This is a genomic window from Streptomyces sp. NBC_00271 (assembly GCF_036178845.1).
GTDB lineage: Bacteria > Actinomycetota > Actinomycetes > Streptomycetales > Streptomycetaceae > Streptomyces.
The window spans coordinates 10381041-10399289 of the sequence record NZ_CP108070.1; the positions used below are offsets into that span (position 1 = coordinate 10381041).

Annotated in this window: 19 protein-coding genes, 6 pseudogenes and 1 CRISPR repeat array (1 of these 26 cut by a window edge); of the genes and pseudogenes, 12 read left to right on the forward strand and 13 right to left on the reverse strand. The window is 67.0% G+C overall.

Features of this window, described 5'->3' with window-relative positions; translation table 11 throughout:
- Nucleotides 1-165 precede the first annotated feature (165 nt).
- Both OG798_RS47305 and OG798_RS47310 read left to right on the forward strand, forming a co-directional pair.
- Nucleotides 166-474, forward strand: coding sequence for a hypothetical protein (locus tag OG798_RS47305; protein WP_328759166.1), 309 nt, complete (start codon nucleotides 166-168; stop codon nucleotides 472-474).
- A gap of 450 nt (nucleotides 475-924) precedes the next feature.
- The gene (locus OG798_RS47310) at nucleotides 925-1578 is read left to right on the forward strand and encodes a DUF6417 family protein (protein WP_328759167.1); all 654 of its coding nucleotides are present in this window, start codon (nucleotides 925-927) and stop codon (nucleotides 1576-1578) included.
- A 16-nt stretch (nucleotides 1579-1594) separates the two neighbouring features.
- Here the strand turns inward: OG798_RS47310 and OG798_RS47315 are convergent, their stop codons facing one another.
- Nucleotides 1595-1765, reverse strand: a complete 171-nt coding sequence (locus tag OG798_RS47315) for a hypothetical protein (RefSeq protein ID WP_328759168.1) — start codon at nucleotides 1763-1765, stop codon at nucleotides 1595-1597.
- Between the two features lie 140 nt (nucleotides 1766-1905).
- Nucleotides 1906-2331, reverse strand: coding sequence for a transposase (locus OG798_RS47320; RefSeq protein ID WP_443054111.1), 426 nt, complete (start codon nucleotides 2329-2331; stop codon nucleotides 1906-1908).
- A gap of 333 nt (nucleotides 2332-2664) precedes the next feature.
- On the opposite strand from OG798_RS47320, the gene OG798_RS47325 reads away from it, so the two are divergent.
- Nucleotides 2665-3006, forward strand: a complete 342-nt coding sequence (locus OG798_RS47325; RefSeq protein WP_328759169.1) for a hypothetical protein — start codon at nucleotides 2665-2667, stop codon at nucleotides 3004-3006.
- A 136-nt stretch (nucleotides 3007-3142) separates the two neighbouring features.
- Nucleotides 3143-3457 (forward strand): hypothetical protein, encoded by a 315-nt coding sequence (locus OG798_RS47330; protein WP_120984957.1) that lies wholly within the window; start codon nucleotides 3143-3145, stop codon nucleotides 3455-3457.
- 30 nt (nucleotides 3458-3487) lie between these two features.
- On the opposite strand, the gene OG798_RS47335 is transcribed toward OG798_RS47330, so the two are convergent.
- Nucleotides 3488-3718 carry a hypothetical protein gene (locus OG798_RS47335; protein WP_328759171.1) on the reverse strand — a complete coding sequence of 77 codons (231 nt, stop codon included), beginning with the start codon at nucleotides 3716-3718 and terminating at the stop codon, nucleotides 3488-3490.
- A 270-nt stretch (nucleotides 3719-3988) separates the two neighbouring features.
- Between OG798_RS47335 and OG798_RS47340 the strand changes: the two genes are divergently transcribed.
- Nucleotides 3989-4267 (forward strand): hypothetical protein, encoded by a 279-nt coding sequence (locus OG798_RS47340; RefSeq protein ID WP_328759172.1) that lies wholly within the window; start codon nucleotides 3989-3991, stop codon nucleotides 4265-4267.
- 23 nt (nucleotides 4268-4290) lie between these two features.
- Here OG798_RS47340 and OG798_RS47345 read toward each other — a convergent pair.
- Nucleotides 4291-4648: pseudogene (locus tag OG798_RS47345) on the reverse strand (transposase); the annotation flags it as partial.
- A 115-nt stretch (nucleotides 4649-4763) separates the two neighbouring features.
- Here OG798_RS47345 and OG798_RS47350 point away from each other — a divergent pair.
- Together OG798_RS47350 and OG798_RS47355 are read left to right on the forward strand one after the other, a co-directional pair.
- A pseudogene (locus OG798_RS47350) lies at nucleotides 4764-5032 on the forward strand (IS982 family transposase); the annotation flags it as partial.
- 163 nt (nucleotides 5033-5195) lie between these two features.
- Nucleotides 5196-5684 (forward strand): carboxymuconolactone decarboxylase family protein, encoded by a 489-nt coding sequence (locus tag OG798_RS47355; protein WP_328759173.1) that lies wholly within the window; start codon nucleotides 5196-5198, stop codon nucleotides 5682-5684.
- A gap of 465 nt (nucleotides 5685-6149) precedes the next feature.
- Here the strand turns inward: OG798_RS47355 and OG798_RS47360 are convergent, their stop codons facing one another.
- On the reverse strand, nucleotides 6150-6674 hold the full coding sequence (locus OG798_RS47360) for a hypothetical protein (protein ID WP_328759175.1): 525 nt from the start codon (nucleotides 6672-6674) through the stop codon (nucleotides 6150-6152).
- A gap of 302 nt (nucleotides 6675-6976) precedes the next feature.
- Between OG798_RS47360 and OG798_RS47365 the strand changes: the two genes are divergently transcribed.
- Entirely contained in the window at nucleotides 6977-7648 is a 672-nt protein-coding gene (locus tag OG798_RS47365; RefSeq protein ID WP_328759176.1) for a hypothetical protein, read from the forward strand.
- A gap of 534 nt (nucleotides 7649-8182) precedes the next feature.
- On the opposite strand, the pseudogene OG798_RS56775 reads toward OG798_RS47365, so the two are convergent.
- The 3 genes and pseudogenes from OG798_RS56775 to OG798_RS47375 form a co-directional block, all read right to left on the reverse strand.
- Nucleotides 8183-8299, reverse strand: a pseudogene (locus OG798_RS56775) (hypothetical protein); the annotation flags it as partial.
- A gap of 167 nt (nucleotides 8300-8466) precedes the next feature.
- Nucleotides 8467-9123 carry a hypothetical protein gene (locus OG798_RS47370; protein ID WP_328759178.1) on the reverse strand — a complete coding sequence of 219 codons (657 nt, stop codon included), beginning with the start codon at nucleotides 9121-9123 and terminating at the stop codon, nucleotides 8467-8469.
- Nucleotides 9124-9149: 26 nt separating this feature from the next.
- The gene (locus OG798_RS47375; RefSeq protein ID WP_328759179.1) at nucleotides 9150-9578 is read right to left on the reverse strand and encodes a hypothetical protein; all 429 of its coding nucleotides are present in this window, start codon (nucleotides 9576-9578) and stop codon (nucleotides 9150-9152) included.
- A gap of 508 nt (nucleotides 9579-10086) precedes the next feature.
- Here OG798_RS47375 and OG798_RS47380 point away from each other — a divergent pair.
- Nucleotides 10087-10536, forward strand: a complete 450-nt coding sequence (locus OG798_RS47380; RefSeq protein ID WP_328759181.1) for a GNAT family N-acetyltransferase — start codon at nucleotides 10087-10089, stop codon at nucleotides 10534-10536.
- Here OG798_RS47380 and OG798_RS47385 read toward each other — a convergent pair.
- Entirely contained in the window at nucleotides 10533-12332 is a 1800-nt protein-coding gene (locus tag OG798_RS47385; RefSeq protein WP_328759183.1) for a S8 family peptidase, read from the reverse strand. The two genes, OG798_RS47380 and OG798_RS47385, sit on opposite strands and share 4 nt — an antisense overlap.
- 226 nt (nucleotides 12333-12558) lie before the next feature.
- Between OG798_RS47385 and OG798_RS47390 the strand changes: the two genes are divergently transcribed.
- The 3 genes and pseudogenes from OG798_RS47390 to tpg all read left to right on the forward strand — a co-directional run.
- The gene (locus OG798_RS47390; RefSeq protein WP_328759184.1) at nucleotides 12559-12780 is read left to right on the forward strand and encodes a hypothetical protein; all 222 of its coding nucleotides are present in this window, start codon (nucleotides 12559-12561) and stop codon (nucleotides 12778-12780) included.
- A 15-nt stretch (nucleotides 12781-12795) separates the two neighbouring features.
- Nucleotides 12796-13032, forward strand: a pseudogene (locus OG798_RS47395) (telomere-associated protein Tap); the annotation flags it as partial.
- 12 nt (nucleotides 13033-13044) lie between these two features.
- A pseudogene (gene tpg, locus OG798_RS47400) lies at nucleotides 13045-13446 on the forward strand (telomere-protecting terminal protein Tpg); the annotation flags it as partial.
- Here tpg and OG798_RS47405 read toward each other — a convergent pair.
- The 4 genes and pseudogenes from OG798_RS47405 to OG798_RS47420 all read right to left on the reverse strand — a co-directional run.
- Nucleotides 13444-13782 (reverse strand): annotated as a pseudogene (locus tag OG798_RS47405) (helix-hairpin-helix domain-containing protein); the annotation flags it as partial. The pseudogenes tpg and OG798_RS47405 overlap by 3 nt on opposite strands.
- A gap of 65 nt (nucleotides 13783-13847) precedes the next feature.
- Nucleotides 13848-14846, reverse strand: coding sequence for a hypothetical protein (locus tag OG798_RS47410; protein WP_328759185.1), 999 nt, complete (start codon nucleotides 14844-14846; stop codon nucleotides 13848-13850).
- Nucleotides 14815-16017 carry a hypothetical protein gene (locus OG798_RS47415; protein WP_328759186.1) on the reverse strand — a complete coding sequence of 401 codons (1203 nt, stop codon included), beginning with the start codon at nucleotides 16015-16017 and terminating at the stop codon, nucleotides 14815-14817. The genes OG798_RS47410 and OG798_RS47415 overlap by 32 nt, the downstream gene beginning before the upstream one ends.
- A gap of 149 nt (nucleotides 16018-16166) precedes the next feature.
- Nucleotides 16167-17651, reverse strand: coding sequence for a caspase family protein (locus tag OG798_RS47420; protein WP_328759187.1), 1485 nt, complete (start codon nucleotides 17649-17651; stop codon nucleotides 16167-16169).
- A 214-nt stretch (nucleotides 17652-17865) separates the two neighbouring features.
- Nucleotides 17866-18249: a CRISPR direct-repeat array (repeat unit 29 nt; unit sequence GGGAACATCCCCGCGGGTGCGGGGAGCAG) (it continues 735 nt past the right edge of the window).

The following is an 18249-nucleotide window of genomic DNA, read 5'->3' on the forward strand; positions in this document are numbered from 1 at the left end:
ATCCTCACAATCATTCACTCGATCACCGAGCTACCGCCAGGGAGCTCAGCGCTTCCCGGAGTAGACGCAACACCAATCAGGCGTGGACTGTCCGCCAACGACACGCGGTTGGTCGCCCGGCAATCTGATGGTGACGGTAATACAGATTCGATCCGGGAGATCAAGTTGATCAAGCGTCTGGCCCTCTGCGCCGCCACCGCCACCATAGCCACATCAGGAATTTTCGCTACCCCCGCCGAAGCCGGGGAAGGCCACACGCCGGTAGTCGCCAACGCACAGGCCGCATTCGAAATCCGCAGCCACTGCGAAGACTTGGGTGCCGGGAAGCTTTGCGTCACCGGGCTCAACACACACAGCACCTACATGAGTCATGTCAGCGTGGAATACAAGAAGAAGTCCGGCGCAAGGATCCGAGCAAGGTTGATCCTGGAAGGTGACGCGCAAGGGACAAGTGGTCGGGGGGTCCGGAAGTAAACCGGTTGGCGCACCGTCAAGAAAGGCCAAACCACGCGCAAGATATGGAAGGGCGTACGCATGACCCCCGACTGCCTTTTTCAGTACGGGTTCCGGGTCTGGGGCCATCTCGAGGTCAAGGGCGGTCGGACTTACAGTACGCTCGTGGAATTCAACTGCTGAAATCACCAAACCCGGTGGTGGCGTAAGGTGTCCACCCCGGACCGTCCCGACGGCACGGTCATCGCCACCACGGCCCCGCACCGGTGCCGCGTACTGGACGTCACCCCCTGAGCACAGCAGCAGACGCCTGCGGTACTGACGGATCCGGCGCGGTACCGCACAGGCCCGGCGCGTCTGTGGCGGCCGGTGTCACCCGGTGGGCTTGACTTCCCCGCCTTGGCTCGTCCGGACCAGTGTTGGCGTCTACGGTCGGCGCACGCGCAGATGGGCACACGCTGGGGGAGCGGGATGAGGAACTGGGAGAGGGCGCTGTCGGTGCTGGAGGCGCTGTGCGAGCGCGGGCAGGCGGCCGGGCACGGCTGGACGCTGGACACGGAGCTCCTCTCACCGCACCAGCAGCAAGTGAACGCCCTGGAGAACCAGGGCCTGGTGGAGCTTGCCTGCCGGGAAGACCGCGCGGAGCTGTCGGCGCTGGAGGGGCGGCCCGTGCGGAGGGCGGCCCGCCTGACGCCGTACGGCCACGACACCCTCGCCTACGGCCGCTCCCGCCCCCGGGCCGAGTCCCCGCCCGACGGGGAGGAAGTGGACCGGCAGGTGGTGGAGCTGATCCCATCGCAGATGGCGGCGCTGCGTGTGTTCGTCGGCCTCGCTGATCAGCTCCGGGTGCCGCTGGCCGACGGGCTGGCGGAGCAGGTCCGCACGGCCTCGTGCGATCACGGGATCAAGCGGTGGCGGCTGTATCTGACGCAGGAGCAGATGGAGTCCGTGGCGTACGGGTTGTGGCTGCACCGGATGACGGGCTCCGCGGCCGAAGCGAACCGCTTCGGCCGCGAGTACGGCGTCGTGTACAGCCCGGCTCGGGCCTCCGGCGAGGGACCTCCGGCTGCCGACAGACTGCCGTCGGTGGCCGGAGCGGCCACGGTGAACGCGGGAAGGCCGTAGGGGGAGGACCGGCTGGTCAGGCGCTGCGCCCGGGCTTCGCTGCCGCCTTCTTCGTGGTCTTTTTTGCGGGCGTCTTGGCGGTCTTCCTGGCCGCGGTCTTCTTCTTCGGCATCTCGTGCACCTCGGTGTCGCCGCCCTCGCCTCGCGAGGCCTGCGCCTTGGCCACGGACGCCTCCAGGGCGGCCATCAGATCTACCACCTGCGCCTGGGGTTCTGGTGTCTCGGATGACTAGGGCGGCTCCTTGCTCTACCGCTTCGCCTCGATGACCTTCTCCAGCGCGTCCGTGTAGTGGTCGGCGACAGCGGCGATCAGTCGTGCATGCCGCCCTACCCGCCCGGGACCAAGGTCGATCGCGCCCGGATCGCGCTGCGCGCTGAGTAGGAGGCCAGCGCCCGGCGGACACGGGCCGCGCGCGGTGGGCGAGTGCGGACAGCGCGTAGCCACGGGGAGACGTCCACGGTGAGCACGACCCGCCCGTCGAAACGCGGTAGTGGCATCGACACCAGGAGATCCCGCAGCCGGTCCACGTCCAGGCGGCCATGGTTCAACGCACCGTACAGCGGGCTGTATCCACGCTGGTGCTCGGCGAGCAGCGACAACTCCACCGGCGTCCGTGTCGGGCCGTCCGCGCACAACAGCGCGTCGGTCAGTTCGAAGAACGCATCCGCTCGCGCGGACAGACACCCGTAGAAGGCCGTCCGAAAGCGTGACAGCTCCGCGAACGTCCCGTTCGCTGACCTGTTGTAGCACACTCATCCCCACGGCCTTGCTTGTGAACCCCTGGATCTCGTCGCAGAGTTCAGGATCACGAGGAAGGCCGCCCTCATACTCTGCGGTCACTCCAAGGAGTGACCGCTCGACCGGGCCCGAGGTTAAGGAACAAGGTGAGAAGCTGCGTCAGAACCGGTGATCTGTGACGTTCCGTAGCGAGTGGGCCATGGTGAGGTGCGGTCACTTCAAGTCAAGGGGTAGGCGGCAATCAGACGGGCTGAGCAACGGTCAGGGAGATGACGACGGGAGGCGATCTTTCCGTAACCCGGTTTTTTGTCCAATAGGTGCCTGTTGTTGATCGGTGTGCTGATGACGTGATCTTCTCCATGAAGAAGATCGCGACGCTCACTGCCGCCATGGCGTTCGCCGCTTCGCTGATGTCGGGGACTGCCAGTGCCGCTCCGATGCCCGTGGTGCCGCACCCGTGGGACCAACGGGTCAAGTGCCAGACGGACGACCCGGAGGGCAGGCACATCGTCACCCGCTACGGGAACTCGGAGCTGGGCTGGTATCACTTCACAGGCCGTCACAACATCAAGAAATGCTCCACCCTGTACGCGGCCCTGCACGGCCGTGTGGACCGGGACGATCACCACGGACACCTGGAGTACGACGGGGTCGTATTCGAGACAGGCGTTCCCCGCCACGGCAGGTGAAGTTCACGGTGGTCGTGCAGTACACGCGCAAGACCACGGACGGCCGCTATGATGCCGGTCGCGGTCAGAAGATCGGCGTCATCACGGAGTACTGCCACAACCAACCGGGGAACAAGTGTCCGGCATGGGCCAAGCTGTGAACTCTCCTGAACCAGGCGTCGAGCAGGCAGCCACCGGCCGTCTGCTCGATCTCGCCCGCTCCTTTATCACCACGCACGTGTCGTGGAAACCACTGTTCATCGGCGCGGTCATCACGGGCGACGACCGCATGCGCCTCTACTTCCGTTCACCTGAGCGGGACCGCACGTATGGTGTAGACGTGCTGATCAGCAATACGGGGCCTGGTCTGATCGGCGCTCTGGTATCCCCGGCGTTCCTGGCCAACGAGCACTTGCATCTGCCTTCCGACGATCCGCACTGCGATGTGATCGTGGATCTCACCGACTACTGACGGATGGGATGTGCCACGCTCACTCGCTGGTCAGCGCAAGGCGTTGGGGGCCAGCCGGATTGTCTGTGGCTGCATCCGGATGCGTATGGGCTTGGGCTTGTCGGCCGTTTTCACCGGTTCGACGGGGCGCGGTGCGGCAGGCGGCGGCCGGGGAGGCCGGGTGAGACGGCGCGCCATGAGGGTGATGAAGGTCCACATGATGTGGACCTCGCTGTGGGAGATGAGCCGCTCGTAGGCACGGACGTTTCTGCGTGCTCTCATGATCGACGCGATGGCCCGTTCAACTCGCCACCGTTTGGCGAGGACGGCGAATCCGTCCTGGTCTTTCCGGCGGGGCACCGTCTTGAGGGTGAGGCCGAGGAAGGAGTGGGACCAGTGGATGTGGTTCCCCCATAGGCGGAATCCGCCCAGGCGACGGTGACTTCGGGATGAGTAAGAGGTCGCGCGGATAGGCGGCCGTCGGGCGGTGTTGAGGGCGTGTACTCCAGTTAGGCTCAGAAGATCACTATTTACAGCCCGCTATGAGGAGCCATGGCCGTCACCTACTTGATGCTCGCGCGGCTACCTGAAGGAGGCTTGGGCGCCTTCGACGCCTATGAAAGCGCTGTCCTGCCGCTCCTTGCCGAGTATGGCGGGCACCTTGAGCGTCGACTGCGCGCTCTGGACGATCAGGTCGAGGCCCACCTCATAACCTTTCCCAACAGTGAGGATCTCGCTGCCTACCGGGCGGATCCCCGGCGCTCTGCTGCTGCACCACTGCTGGAGTCGTCTGGGGCAGCGGTCGAACTGCTTGCGGTGCGCGACGTGTAGAGGTGGCGCGGATACGGGTGCGGTCATGGTCGGTGGCTCGGGCGTTCGTCCCAGCGGTGAGTCGTCCGTGCCCGCCGGATGAGACTGCGCACGGTGATGATTGAGTCGGCGAGGTCGAAGAATGCGTCGACGACGGTGGCGCGCCACGTAGCAGCGGGCGAGCCGGTAGAAGGCGTTCTGCCAGGCGTGGGTACGTTCCACGTGCCAACGCTGACTGGCCTGGATGGGCGCCTTCTCGCCTTTGTGCGCGATGCGGCCGTGCAGGCCGCGTTCGTAGAGCACAGTGCGGGTCTTGTCCGAGTCGTAGCCGGCGTCCAGGTGCGCGGTGACGTCGACGGGCAACGGTCCCAGGTCGTCCAGGCGGTCCAGGGGCGGCGATACTGCGGCGGGTCTGTTCGGCGTTCAGCTGGGCGAGTTTGTCCTGAGCTCTGGCAAGGCTGACTTCGAGTCCTTCCAGCTCACCGAGCCAGCCTTCGCGTTCGCCCTCGATGATGCGAGCCAGGAGGTTGTCACGGATTTGGTCCGGCCGGACCGGAAGAACGAACCGATCCGGCACGGTCGACTTGCCCGCGTCCGTCTGTGGATCGAGGCCGTCTTCGACACCCTCAAGGGCCAGCTCAGCCTCGAAAACAACACGGCGGCAGAACCCAGGCCGGCGTCTTCGCCCGCGCTGGCCAACGCCGCCTCGCCCTGGCGGCCGGCATCTGGCACAACTGGACCACCGGCGCCAAGATCAAACGATCCTTGACCGCCTACGACCACTGAGAAACATCGGGCTCACCCAATCCAGGCGTGGCCCGGGAAGGGCAGGGTTGTCACCAGGTCCGGAGCACGTGAGAGAACTTTTCCGGATTCCTGTCACATCTGCGTGCGCCGATCCGTCAGCGCTGTGAAGACGCCAACCAGGCCGTAGCGAAGGAGAGCAGCCATGACGAACACCTCCATCTCCCGGATGCCCAACCCGGCCGAGTTCGTGCCCGAGCTGAACGACATCAGCGCCGCCCTCTTCAGGGCCACGGGCAACCACTCGGTGCCGCGCACCACGATGAACCTCGTCCACCTGCGCGCCGGGCAGATCGTCGGCAACACCTACCTGACGATCCTGAACACCGGCTTCCTGCGCAAGGCCGGGGAGTCCGAGGAGCGCATCACCGCCGTCTCCTCCTGGCAGGATGCCCCGTACTTCACCGACGCCGAGCGCGCCGCTCTCGCCTTGGTGGAGGCCACCCTCCAGCCCGCCCCGCACGGCAAGGAGCGCGTCTCCGACGAGCTGTACGCCGAGGTGGCGAAGCACTACGACGAGAAGGCGCTGGCCACCCTGACCATCGCGATCGGCCAGATCAACTTCTTCATCGCCCTGGCCGTCATCGGCAAGCCGCAGCCGGTCAGCTCCCTCGCGGACGAGCAGTGGGACTGACCTGTCTGTCAGCGGGGTCGGCCGATTCGGCGACGTGGGGCCACACGGTCGTCGATGAACACGTCCAGTGCCGCCAAAAGGGCGTCCGGGCTGGTAGTCACACACTATCCAGCGGACGCCCTTCGCCATGGTTGCGGCCAACGCAGACCTCGGACCCAATCGAGCCCGAGGTCCTCGGCTCCGCCGCGGCGGCCAACCGCTTCGCCCGCGAGTACGGCGTCGTGCACAGCCCGGCCCGGGCCTCGGGCGAGGAACCTCCGGCCACCGACGGACTGGCGTCGGCGGCCGGAGTGGCCGCGCGGGGGTCGGCGGGCGAGGGTGACGGTGATGGGCGTGGCCTCCTGCAGACCGTGGCCGCTCGCGCCGCGCTCCTGGGACAGAGCTGCTGGGTCCCCTGCGCCGCATGGGTGCAGCTGGTCCCCTCTGGATCCCATCACGCGGCGCGGCCTACGGCCTCACGGGAGGTCAGCCGATGCCGGTGACCTGGAGCGCGGTGGTCCAGTTGTTCTTGATGGCGCTGCGTGCGGCGGACAGGGTGATGGTGCCGTTGCAGACGGCGTTCTTCAGTTTCGTCTCGGTGCCGTCCTTGGTGTAGGCGGTCTTCGTGCCGTAGTGCGGCTCGGGCCACAGGTTGCCGGGGTCGCGGGGCGCACCGCCGAGCTCCAGCGGCACGAGGTGGTCCTCCTCGTAGTCCGACATGTTGGTGTCGGAGTACCCGTAGTCGATGATGCCCTGCGCCTTGAGGGGGTTGGTGTAGGACGTGGAGGGCCGGACGGTGGCGGTCCAGCCGGACACGCAGATGGTGCTGTGGATGTTCGACTGGGTGACGTCGGGGTTGTACGCGCCGGGCGTGCAGGACGAGTCGGGCAGCGGCAGGTGGGACTGGGAACAGGCGGAGGCGTGCGCGGTGCCGCTCACCGCGATGATGAGGCCTGCGGCGGCCATGCCGAGGGCGGTGGTGGTGGCGGTGACGCGGCGCAGAGGTCGCATGTGGCGGTCTCCCGAATTTGGCCCGGAGGCGAGGTTCCGGGCGGCTGACGGAATGACACCACCAGCCGAATCTATGCGGGTAGACGCAGGCGGTGAACATCTGGTGACCTGCACCTTCTCCATACCAGGGCATGGGCGAGCCTTGCCCAAAGCCGCAGTTTCGCTTGGGACTTGAGCCGAACGGGCTGCGCGGTGGCGCACCCCGCATTCTGTCGCGCTTCTTGGCGCGGGCCCCGGCCGGTGTGCTGATGCGCCGGCCGGGCAGTATGTGCCCAGCCATTGCCTGCTCGTGAGGGGTCGTTATGCGCTCCAGCTACCGTGCCGCGTCATCCGTGCTGTTCGCCGCGGTGTTCCTGGCGGGCTGCTCGCCGGCCGCAACGGGTGGATCTGCCGCGTCGCCGGCCGGGACTGCGGCCACGGGGTCTTCGGGTACGGACGCGCGCGGCGGCCCGCAGGGGGCGATCGCGGTCGGGGCCGGCCCGCAGACCACTTACACCGTGCAGAAGCAGCCCCCGGCGGGCAGTTGCCATTTCCGGTATGAGAAGGGGGAGCCGCTGGAGGATCCGGCGTGCACGCCGGGTGCGATCTCTCCGGCGGTGACCCAGGCGAATCTGAAGTCGACGATCTGCCGCAAGGGTGGCTACACCTCCGGCATCCGGCCGTCCACCTCCGTCACCGGCAAGGAGAAGGCGCTCAACGCCGCCTCCTACGGCTACAAGGGCCGCATGGGCGACGCTGAGTACGACCACCTCATCAGCCTGCAGCTGGGCGGCGACCCGAACGATCCCCGGAATCTGTGGATCGAGCCGCCGGACCCCAGCCACAAGGCGGGCGGCGGGGTCAACAACCGGAAGGACCCGGTGGAGACGAAACTGCACACCGCCGTCTGCGCCGGCAAGGTCACCCTCACGGCCGCGCAGAAGGCCATCGTCACCGACTGGACCACGGCCCTCAGCAGCCTCGGCCTCGGGTGAAAGCGCGGCGGCCGGAGGGAATGCCCTGCCGAGTTCTGGCAGCCCCTGACGGTCCTTCGGCGGTTGTGCACAGGTGAGCCCCGGCTGGACGGGGGAGACCAGCCGGGGCGGCAGGTGGTGGCGTGCGGAGGGCGGTCGCCTCGCGGCGAAAGGCTCCATGGGGCTTCAGCCGAGCGATCGTCCCCATGGGCTATAGGTGAGGCCCGGGGACACTGTCCCCTCCGCAGCCACATGTAGATGAACGGTGAACTTCCCCTGCTTGTTCCGGTGTTGAGGCCCCGGACGGTGTGAGGTGAGGCACCTCCAGCCGTGGCTGCCCGCAGGTAGGCGTGAGCGTGGATCCGGCACGCGCTGCGCTATGTGGCGCAGAGGCGTGCGAGGCGGGTACACGGGTGGGGTCCATCTCTTCAGAGTGAGGTCACGTGCTGCGAGACCACTCCGCGTGCCGTGACGGCGGCTACAACCCATGTGCGTTGTCGGCGGTCTTGATGGACTGGGCATGGATGGTGGCACTCAGTGCGGGCGGCCACCGGGTTACTGTCGCCCAGTGGGCTCCGGCGAGACGGAGTCGTGTACGGCCGTGCAGTCCTTGAGGCCTACGTCGATGTCGTGGAGATCGGCGCCGCTGAGATCGGCACGCGTGAAGTCGGCGTCCTACACCTGAGCACCGGTCAGGTCCTACTTCGAGCGGAGGAGCCGCCGCCCCCGGTCGTACTTCAAGCTCCCCGATACAGGAGAACCCCAGGTCAACCGTCCCTCGAATGGAACCGCACCCATCGACATTGACCCGATCCTCATGGAACGACAGCGATGGCTATTTATGATTTTGTGAAAGTTTCGCCATGTTTGCCGACCCGGAAGTATTCGACAGGGTTGAGGTCCAGCCGGAGCACCATGCCGTATGTCTGCCGGATGGCAGCCATGGTCAGATCCGCGGGTTCGCGCAGGCATCGGTACACGGGCGGATCGTTCTGCTGCCGCATACACGGGCGGGGCTCTTCCACCGCGCACCGCGGCGTGTCCCACAACAGGGTCTGTCCGACGCTGAGCAACTGGCCCACTTCCCGCGCGTCGGGCAGGAGGGTGGTACGACTGCAAGATATGGGCGATCCGGGTCGGTCGCTGGCGGCGAGGATCTCGTCGAGTACGTCGCCAACGTCGCCTTGGACGCTGTAGTAGGAGGTGACGTACAGAGTGCAGGACATCTTGTACTCGTATTCGGTGGTGAAAGCCCATCCGCCGCCGCCTGCGCAGACGTCCTCCACGGTGAGCAGGCGGAGGGTGAGAGAGGAGACAGCATCGTAAGCTTGGACGATGCTCCGAAGCCGTTGCTCGGCCGCCTCACGGGCCTGCTGGGACTGGTGCCTTCCAGCGAGTCGGCGCACCGTCCTCGGGTGAGTCCTGCAGACGTAGCCGTAGGCGTTGCCGAGAACGATGAGACCGGCGGCAGCGGAGCCACGGGTCACATACCGCATGGCCCGTTTCGTCTTCGTTCTCCAGCTCACCGCATTGCCTTGGGGTCTGCGGGCAGGCCGGCCGATTGCACCGCAGATGCTGCGGCCGTGACGGCGGTCTGTACAGCCACCCATACGACGACCGTGCCCGGGGAGGGGTGGGAACCGACGAGACGGGGAGCGGTGAAGATCACCCAGACGAAGGCGGAGACGATGACGGCAAGGTGGTTGCCTCGTAGCCGCATCAGCCTCAGAAATCCCCACACCGCTATCGGCACGAACACCCAGCCGGCCGCGTTGGCAATCAGGTATTGGGTGGACCCTGCGAACCACTCCGACTGTCCGGAGTCGACTTCCGCGTCAGCAGCGTGATCGGCCCACACGTAGAGGGATTCGAACAAACGCCATCCGCCCAACGTGGCTGCGGCGGACGCGGCGACCGCTTTCGCCGCCTGGATGAGATAGCCCATGGCCACGATGGTCCTCCTGCCGCTTGGCGGCTTGGTATCCGTAAACATACTCAGAACGGAAGGCCCCGGGGGCATTGGGAAGTTGTCCGGCGCCCCCGGGGCGCGATCGGTGGGCCGCTACTGTGTGAGAGCGGCCTCGAACGACTTCGCGTAGTGAACTGTTCCGGAGACTTTCGGATGGAACGATTTCATCGAAGGTGTCGGTGCTGAGCTGTCCGCCTTCGAGCGTCCCGTCAGGACGATGCCGTGGATCGTCTCGGGATCACCGCAGATCGCCTGTCCCGCGAACACGTCACGGGGATCGGCGAACACACCGTTCGCCAGCGGCGGCCGCCCTCGAGGAAGCAAAGCAGCAGCACCTGGACCGCGACCGCAAGGACCTCGCCGACGATGAGCGCGGCCTGGCTTTGTTCAGGAGTTACGACAGCGGATGTTCGTCGCTCGCGGAGGTGCGCAGTTCGAGTCAGTATCAATGTTCGCGAGAACGGACAGCGCACTTGGGCATGATGGATTGGTGATCAATCCGATAGCCCCCGTGGTGCCTCCTGGCCGGATGAAGCAGACCCGGCAGCCCGACTTTGCACTCCCCAGAGGCATGCATCTGCGCCCCTGGCGACAGAGTGACGCGCGGGTCCTGGTGCAGTCGTGTCTCGACCCGGACATTCAGCACTGGAACCGCCCCGGTCAGCTGACCATCGATGCACTGGGCCGACAGCTCCTCAGGGAGGCGCACGGTGAGCTGGACGCCGGCGGCCCCAGGCCGTTCGCGGCCTTCCTGGACGTCTCCGGCATATGGGCCCCGACCGCGGCGTTCACCGCTGCCGAGGCCCATATGCCCTCTGCCACCCAGCAGTTCGCAGCCCTGGCCGAACAGACCGCAGCCCGCCTTGTCCGTGGCCGCGGGCAAGGAGCTGTCGCCGGCGCAGTGCGTGTTGTACGCGGGCGTTGCCGGGCCCTGCGCTAGAAGGTCAGGTTCCAGGCGTCGATCTTGCCTGTGTCGGAGGCGGCGTTGTCGTTGACGCGCAGCTTCCAGGTGCCGTTCGCGACCTCCGAGGAGGCGTTTACGGTGTAGGTCTGGGCGATGTTGTCGGCGCTGCCGCCGGCGTGGTTGTGCAGCGTGTAGACGCTGCCGTCCGGCGCCACCAGGTCGACCTTCAGGTCACCGATGTAGGTGTGCTTGATGTCCACACCCACCTTGAGGGTGGCCGGGGCGTTGCCGGTCACGCCGGTTATGGCGATTGGGCTCTCCACGGTCGCGTTGTCGTTGATGGCGAAGTCCGCGAGGTTCTCGAAGTACTTACCGGGCGGCGGGGTGGTCCCGACGGCCTTGAGGGCGTCGACTTGTCCTTCGCCGAAGAACGAATTGTTGGCCGTCGTGCCCGTGCAGCGGCTGTCCGAGGGGCAGGCGATGTCGTTGGCCTGGGCGGCCAGCTTGGCGCGGATCTGCGCCGGGGTGATGCCCGGGTTGGCGCTGGCGATGAGTGCCGCCACGCCGACCACGTGCGGGGTGGCCATCGAGGTGCCGCTCTTGCTGCCGTAGCCGCCGCCGGGGACGGTGGAGTACACGTTGCTGCCCGGCGCCGCGACGTCGATGACGCCCTGCCCGTAGTTGGAGAACGAGGCCTTGGTGACACCCGTGGCGTTGGCCGCGACCGTGACCACGCCCGGCAGCTCGGTCGGGATGTCGAGGCAGGCGTTGGTGATCGTGCGGGTGACCGGCGTCGAGTCGTTCGGGCTCGCGGAGTCGGTCGTCTTGTGGGCGAGGTCGTAGTTCTCGTTGCCCGCGGCGGCGATCTGGAGGGAGCCCTTGCCCTCGGCGTACTCCTGGGCGCGCTTGACGCCCTCGATGATGGCGGCCTGGTCGATGTTGTCCGGGCAGTTGAACTGCCACGGGTCCGTGTAGTAGCTGTTATTGGTGACCTTGAAGCCGTGGTCACCGGCCCAGACGAAGCCGCAGATGGTGTTCTCGGCGAAGAAGAAGGAGTTGCCCGGCTCAGCGACCCGGACCGCGGAGATCTTCACCCCGGGGGCCACGCCGACGACGCCCTTGCCGTTCTTGGCCGCGGCGATGGTGCCTGCTACGTGGGTGCCGTGCGTGTCGACGTCCCGCCAGGCGCCGACACGGGTGTCGGGCTTGCCGTAGGCGCAGGAGACTGAGTCGGCCGCGTTGAAGTTGGGCGCCAGGTCCTGGTGCTGGTCGTCCACACCGGTGTCCAGGATGCCGACTGTGACGGAGCCGGAGCCCGGGTTCACGGCCCAGGCCTGGTCGGCCTTGATCTGGCTCATGTCGGCCCGGACCGGTTCTCCGGCCGGGGTCGAGGCCTGGGCCGGATTGGCCGGGAGCGCCGGGTTGTAGGCGTCGGCCGGGACGTCCGAGGTGCGCGTGGCGCCGACCTGCTGCACGCCGGCGACGCCGCGCATGGTGGCGGCGAATTCGCTGGACGCCGAGTGGGCGACGATCACGCCGATGGCGTCGAAGTTCGAGAAGACGGTGCCGCCGTTGGCCGCGATCGCGGAGCGAACCGCCGAACTGTCACCGGGGGCGGTGATCACGAGGTAGGCACGCGTGCCGGCCACCCAGGTCGCACTCTGGGAAGCCGGCACGGCGGCCGGAGCGTGGGCCTTGGCGGCTGGCGCGGGGGAGGGGTCGATGGGGAGCGTGCCCGCGAGGGCGCCCGGGGCGCCGAACGCGAGGGCGGCGCCGAGCGTGGCCGCCAGGACCAGCGTGCGTCTAGTCCGGCTGGATATGTGGGGTATCAAAGCGTCCTCCGGAGACGGCCCGGCCGTGCTGAGGGCACCGGCGGGGCCGTACGAAACGAGTGGTGGATGCAAGATGTCAGGCGCGTGCTCCCGTACGGAAGTACCTTTTTGTGCAGGGGCGTTATAGGGGAATGGCTGAAAAGAGACGTACTCCGGGCATCGGGGGGTCGGGATCCACCGGGAGCTCGGCGACGTCGACCGCGCCCTGGCGTACGCCGCCGACCTGGTGCCGACCATCGACGGGGTGGACCGGCTGCTGGCGTGGTGGCTGACCGAGGTGCGCCCGCAGTTCGGTGACGAGCCCGCTGGCGGGCAGGCCGTGCTGCTGCCCAGCCGCCGGCACACCATCGAGGGCGGGCGGCGTCCGGCCTGTGCGGTCACCCTGCGCGACGGAGACCAGCGTCCGGAACCCGTCCCACTTGGGCTCCGCAGCGCAGCCCGGCCGTAGATCGGGCTCGGGCCCGACTGCGTCGTCTACGCGGCCAACGGCGAGAGCCCGCTGGACTTCCTGCCCTACCGGGAGGGCAAGCCGCTGCCCGGCGGCTTCAAGCTCGGCATCAACCCCTGCCTGGTCAAGCACGAGGGCACCCAGACCGTCCTGTGGCGTGAGGAGGTCCGAGAGCGATTCAACGCGCCGGAGCTCAACCTCGCCCGGTACATCAAGGACGGCACCGTCACCGACGTCGACAGTGGAGAGTAGGAGTAGGCCACGATGAGCCTGTTCGGGGACGGCCTGGAGGCCGCGGTGCAGAAGGCGTTCACCCGTCCGGCACCCAAGAGCGCGGGTGCGCAGATGCGCTACCTGGTCAAGCAGCTCAAGGGCACGAAGGCGGTCGCCCAGATGCTGCGGATCTCCCAGCGCACCGTCGAGCGGTACGTGAAGGATCAGATCAAGAAGCCGCGCCCGGATCTCGCCGCGCACCTAGACCGCGAGGTGAAGAAGCGGTGGCAGCCGCAGTTCCGGGCGAAGGCCGAGGCGAAGGCAGCGTCCACGGGCGGCATCGTCATCGACACCCGTGCCCGCATGGGCTACACCGCGCCGATCGGGTCGACGGACCAGGACCGCACCCGGCACCTGACCGTCGCCCTGCCGCCTCGCTACGCCGCCCGCCTCGGCACTCACCCGCTCCCGGCTCGACATCTCGCGCAGGCCGCTGGGTTCAGGGCTGACGAGGGTGTCGCCGAGTGCGAGCTGTCCGTCGGCGGTGGTGCGGTTGCGGGTGTGCCGGTGCAGTTCGGTGGCCTGCAGCAGCAGATCCCGCGGCCTCAGCGGGCCCTTCACCGCATCGAGAGCACCGATCTGGATGAGACGCTCGGCGATCGGCAGCGAGGGTCGGGCCCGCTGCCAGAAGTCCTGCAGCCCGGTGTAGGGCTGGTGGGCGGCGATCCGTGCGGCCTCCGCCTCGCTCATCCCCTTCACCGTGGACAGCGCGAGGCGCACGCCCCAGCCGCCGTTCCCATCGCCAAGTTCCGAGAGTTGGCGACCGGCAGAGTCGGGTGGCCGGCGATGGGCCTTCACCGGGCGGCTTGGGCCAGGGACAACAAGAGGTGCGCCGATTCAGGGTGGAAGTAGTCCGAGTGCGCGCCTTCGGGCCTGCGTTTGCCATGGCGGAAGTGGCTGCTGGCATCGATGTTGAGCAGCTTGGTGCTTTGCAGGAGTTTGTAGTGCTGGTCAGTTGCCAGGAGCGGCAGTGTCTGCAGGCTTGCTGTGGGGCCGGTCGCCCCGCGGAATCCGATGGCGTTTTGTCGTTCCTCGGCTTGGCGGTGCCAGAATCCCAGTGCTCGGTCGGCGGGTGAAAAGGTCATGGCGATGGGTGCGTTGAGTACATTTGGCTTGAGCATTCCCGCATAGGGGGAGTGCAGGAAGGAGTCTGCGGGCAGGGCAGCCTGGAAGAGTGTGAGGCTGTCCAGTGTCCAGGGATAAAGGCTGCTGGCCCAAGGCCAAGCGAGAGTGTTCGGTCCGCCCTGGGACAGACGGCGCGTTGACTCCAGGATGGCGTGGAGAAGGAAGCGGCTGCCGAAGGAGTGTCCGATGCAGTGAAGGTACTGACCGTACGAGCTGGCGAGGACGTCAGGTCCGGGTTCGGGCGGTTGACGATGCTCGTTGAAGTAGCCGAGGACTGATCCGATCAGCCGCGCGGTCTGTCCGGTGCTGGCCATGATTGCGGTGCGGTCCCGGACGGTGCGGTAGCCCCGCGGAGTGGGGAGGCTGTGCGAGGGCCAGCGGACGCTCACGTACTGGGGGCGGAAGCGGCGGATGCGCGGGTAGGAACGCGGTTGCTGCGCCATGGTGGTGTCCACCAGTGCAAAGAGGCGCTGAGCCGCGTCATGTGCAGCGTCCGAGCTTGTCCGCCAGCCGTGAACGTAGAGAAAGATGTCAGTGGTGTCCTCCCGCAGCCGAAGGTGCTTCTCCAGGATGCGGGGGACGTCTTCGGGAGGGACTGCGCTGGCGTGCCGGGGGTGGACCAGCCGGCCCTGTTCGTCAATGTCGATCAGGTCCACATGGGGGTTCATCCGCGTCCTTTGTTCGCTGCCCGTCGGTGATCAGGCAGTTGTCGATCCCACGGATCAGGGTGAAGACCAGTCCGAGAGGAGTCGCGTGGTCATTGACGAACTCCTGGACCAGGTCGCGTACAACGGGAGCGGCGCACTCTCCCTTGAAGAACTCCTCGAAGAAGCGGCAGGTGAACTTGCTGCCGAACGTCTCCGGTACCTCGATCTGAGGGCCGATGAGGCATCCGACGCCCAGGTTGAAGAGGGGTCGGGCGAGTCCTTCATGGAGGCACATCCCTGCTCGGCCGCCTTCGCAGACCATCATGAAGCACAGAGGGTCGGGCAGCCGGTGCTCTCGATGCGACGCCCACTGCTCCAGATCGGCGGCGTAGATCGGGTCGTCGTCGGTGAGCGTGACCTGGGCCTGCTCCATCCCTCGCAGGTTGGTGCGGATCCCTGTGCCGTGGGCGGCGAACACGATGACGTGGTCACTGTCGTCGGACTCGCACAGTGCCTCAGCGGTTACCGGTTTGGTGGTCCGCTCCCGCGACACGGCATGGGTCTCGACAACGGCGCGCACCGGGCGCAGCGGGCGGTCGTCCGCTTCGTCCTCGTCTTTCTCCAGGCGGAGATCGAAGTGGAGTCCCGCCTTCGGGGGCTCTGTGCCGTGGGCGATGAAGGGAGTGTAGTCGTCGACCGCGCCGAGGCAGTGCTCCACGAGATGGGAGTAGCCGACGAACCCCGCCCATTCGACTTTGGCGTCTCTGTGCATGAGGCGTGTGTTCGGCGAAGGCGGTATGTAGAGCAGGCCCCACGGCACAAATAGGTCGCTTGAGGTGACGGTGATTGTCTGTGGGCCGCTCCGCAGAGCATGGGACAGCGCTTTGTACAAGCGGGTGAGCTCGTGATCCCCCTCGGCGAACAGGTAGCGATACAGCGCATCCCCGGCGCGCGCCAGCTCGATGCCCACCTGGCCGAGCAGTGCTTCGGCGGGTTCGGCCCCGACCACATCTTTGGGCAGGCCGTCGTACGTGTATGTCCCGGAAGGGGAGTGATAGTGGCGGACCACCTTCTCCAGCCATGCCGCCTGCAGCCGGTGTACCGCTGCGGCAATCTCCGCCCTGCTACGGGGGATGCGCCCGACCAGGGGAGCGTTTCCGTCGTAGGGCAGAGCAGGCCCGTCGGCGCTCACCCGGAACGTGTCGTCGTGCGGGTAGTGCTCGATGTTCAAGAAGATGGTGCGCTTCTGCAGATCGCCGGGCAGGGAGCGCGGGAGTCGGCCGAGACTTCCGAAGGAGTCCGCCACCAACTCTAGGTCGAGTTCGGTGTCTTCTACCATCGTCAGACGTCCGCACCGTCCTCGCCGGTCACGTTCAGCACACTGCTGATCTGCTGGATCACTGCCCCGTCCGCGCTGCGTACGACAGCGATGCGCAGCCTGACGGGGCCGCGCACCTCGGGAATCACCTCAAACTGCTCGGGCGGTGTCCCCGCCGCATCCGTCAGCCGGGTATGAATCACCGACGGGCGTACTGACGCGGTGGCAGCGTTGATCCGCAAAGTGATCTCCAGGGGGGAGGTCTCCGTAGCATCCACCCCTGGCCGCACGGTCCATTCCTCGTCCAGGGGCAGGTAGTCGAAGGTCACCTGCAGGTGCCTGCCCACACGTAGCGGTAGCGTCTCCTGCCGCACGCGCAGCCGCGGTCGGTGTCTGCGGAAGACCGGACGGCCCGCGTCTGAGGGTGGCGGCACGTATGGCTCGGTCGTCTCACCGCTTGTCGCCTGCTGCTGCGCGGCCGGCACCGGGCCAGGAGCATCGAATAAGGCGTCCGTGACGAAAGAACCCCGCAGACGACGGTGCGCCTGCACAGGGTCATTGCTCCCTCGCAGCAGATCGAGCCACCGCTTCAGCGGCCCGGACCTATCGTGGTAGGTGATCACTGCTCCCTGGAAGGCGAATGCCCACACACTTCTTCGCCAGGGAGCGATGGCGCCGACATCCACGCCGTATTCAGGCGGGCCACCCCAGTCCCGCAGGACCTCATACGGGGAGGGGACAGGGGGTACCGGCAGGTAGGACGGCGGCTCCTGCTGCGGGACGTTGAACCACTCGACCACCAGTCGGCTGAAGCCAGGACGCTCCGAGTGAAAGGGGTGCTCGGCTCGGGAGAGCAGCCGTACCGTCTCGCCGGCGCGATCAGAGTGACAGGCGTCAATGAACACGACGACATGCTCGGCGCGCGTGCTGCGCAAGCCATCGACGAGGTCGCTCACCGAAACGGTCTCGTCGTCCGCCAACTGCATGTACAGATCTAGCTGCCCGTTTGACTGACGTGCGACGCCGTGCCCGACGAAGTACAGCAGCGTCATGTTCTCGCCGCGCTGTGCCACGGCCTCTACATAGCCGAACAGTTCGTCCCGTGAGGGGGGAGTGCTCAGCAGCGAAGTGCTGTTCGCGGTGAAACCACAATGGCTGTCCAGCAGCGACCGGTACATCGTGGTCGCGTCGATCGACGGGTCGTACCACCGTCGGGAGTCGTCGCCACCGTCATCGCTCTCGCCTGCCACGGCGAGGGCGTAGCGCGACAGAAGGCGTGCCAAGGCCGTGGGCCTCCGCTTGAGCAGTTCATACGGAGAGCTGTGGCTGCTGGCGAGCGGACGCGCCAGTGGTCGTCGAAAGCCTTCCGCGTTGCACAGCAGGGGAGGCAGGTACCCGCTGTCACGCAGAGCCTCGTCCAAGAACCCGTACAGATTGGATAGTTTGAGTGCCTCGCGGTCTCTCGCGTAGGGCGACCGCAGCAATTCGGTCAGCTGCTGGGTAAACACCGACGGCCCGTGATGGTTGGCTGCGAACCCTGAGGGTGTTGGTCCCACTGACGACAAGACGGCCACGCCGGCCCGGCCAAGCCGGCACCGGCGTCACAGGCCTGGCCTCTTGGTGGCTCCAGCAGCACCTGTAGTGACCCTTTCCGGCCCACCCCTCATGGCAGACCGGAAAAGGCCACCAGGGAGCCTGGATCAGTTCAGGGCCGTCATCCTTGAGAACATCCCCGCGGGTGCGGGGATCCGCTCCGACTCCCCTTCGCCTACCCCTCGGGAACATCCCCGCGGGTGCGGGGAGCAGGTGCCGTCCTCAAGGACCGCGGAGATCTGGCGGGGAACATCCCCGCGGGTGCGGGGAGCAGAAGCAGGCCGCCACCGACAACTCCCGCGGCGGAACATCCCCGTGGGTGCGGGGAGCAGACCGACGGTTCGCTGGGCTCGATCTACCTGAAGGGAACATCCCCGCGGGTGCGGGGAGCAGTGCGTGCTGATCACCAGCCGTTCGCGGAACGGGGGAACATCCCCGCGGGTGCGGGGAGCAGGGCCCCGGCCCCGCGGCCGTACGACCAGTGGAGGGAACATCCCCGCGGGTGCGGGGAGC

What these genes read in the sequence shown, in the direction of transcription:
- OG798_RS47335 (WP_328759171.1), bottom strand. Translation starts at nt 3,718, where the DNA reads ATGAGAGCACGCAGAAACGTCCGTGCCTACGAGCGGCTCATCTCCCAC.
- OG798_RS47310 (WP_328759167.1), top strand. Translation starts at nt 925, where the DNA reads ATGAGGAACTGGGAGAGGGCGCTGTCGGTGCTGGAGGCGCTGTGCGAG.
- OG798_RS47410 (WP_328759185.1), bottom strand. Translation starts at nt 14,846, where the DNA reads ATGAACCCCCATGTGGACCTGATCGACATTGACGAACAGGGCCGGCTG.
- OG798_RS47340 (WP_328759172.1), top strand. Translation starts at nt 3,989, where the DNA reads ATGGCCGTCACCTACTTGATGCTCGCGCGGCTACCTGAAGGAGGCTTG.
- OG798_RS47315 (WP_328759168.1), bottom strand. Translation starts at nt 1,765, where the DNA reads ATGGCCGCCCTGGAGGCGTCCGTGGCCAAGGCGCAGGCCTCGCGAGGC.
- OG798_RS47360 (WP_328759175.1), bottom strand. Translation starts at nt 6,674, where the DNA reads ATGCGACCTCTGCGCCGCGTCACCGCCACCACCACCGCCCTCGGCATG.
- OG798_RS47355 (WP_328759173.1), top strand. Translation starts at nt 5,196, where the DNA reads ATGACGAACACCTCCATCTCCCGGATGCCCAACCCGGCCGAGTTCGTG.
- OG798_RS47365 (WP_328759176.1), top strand. Translation starts at nt 6,977, where the DNA reads ATGCGCTCCAGCTACCGTGCCGCGTCATCCGTGCTGTTCGCCGCGGTG.
- OG798_RS47370 (WP_328759178.1), bottom strand. Translation starts at nt 9,123, where the DNA reads ATGCGGTATGTGACCCGTGGCTCCGCTGCCGCCGGTCTCATCGTTCTC.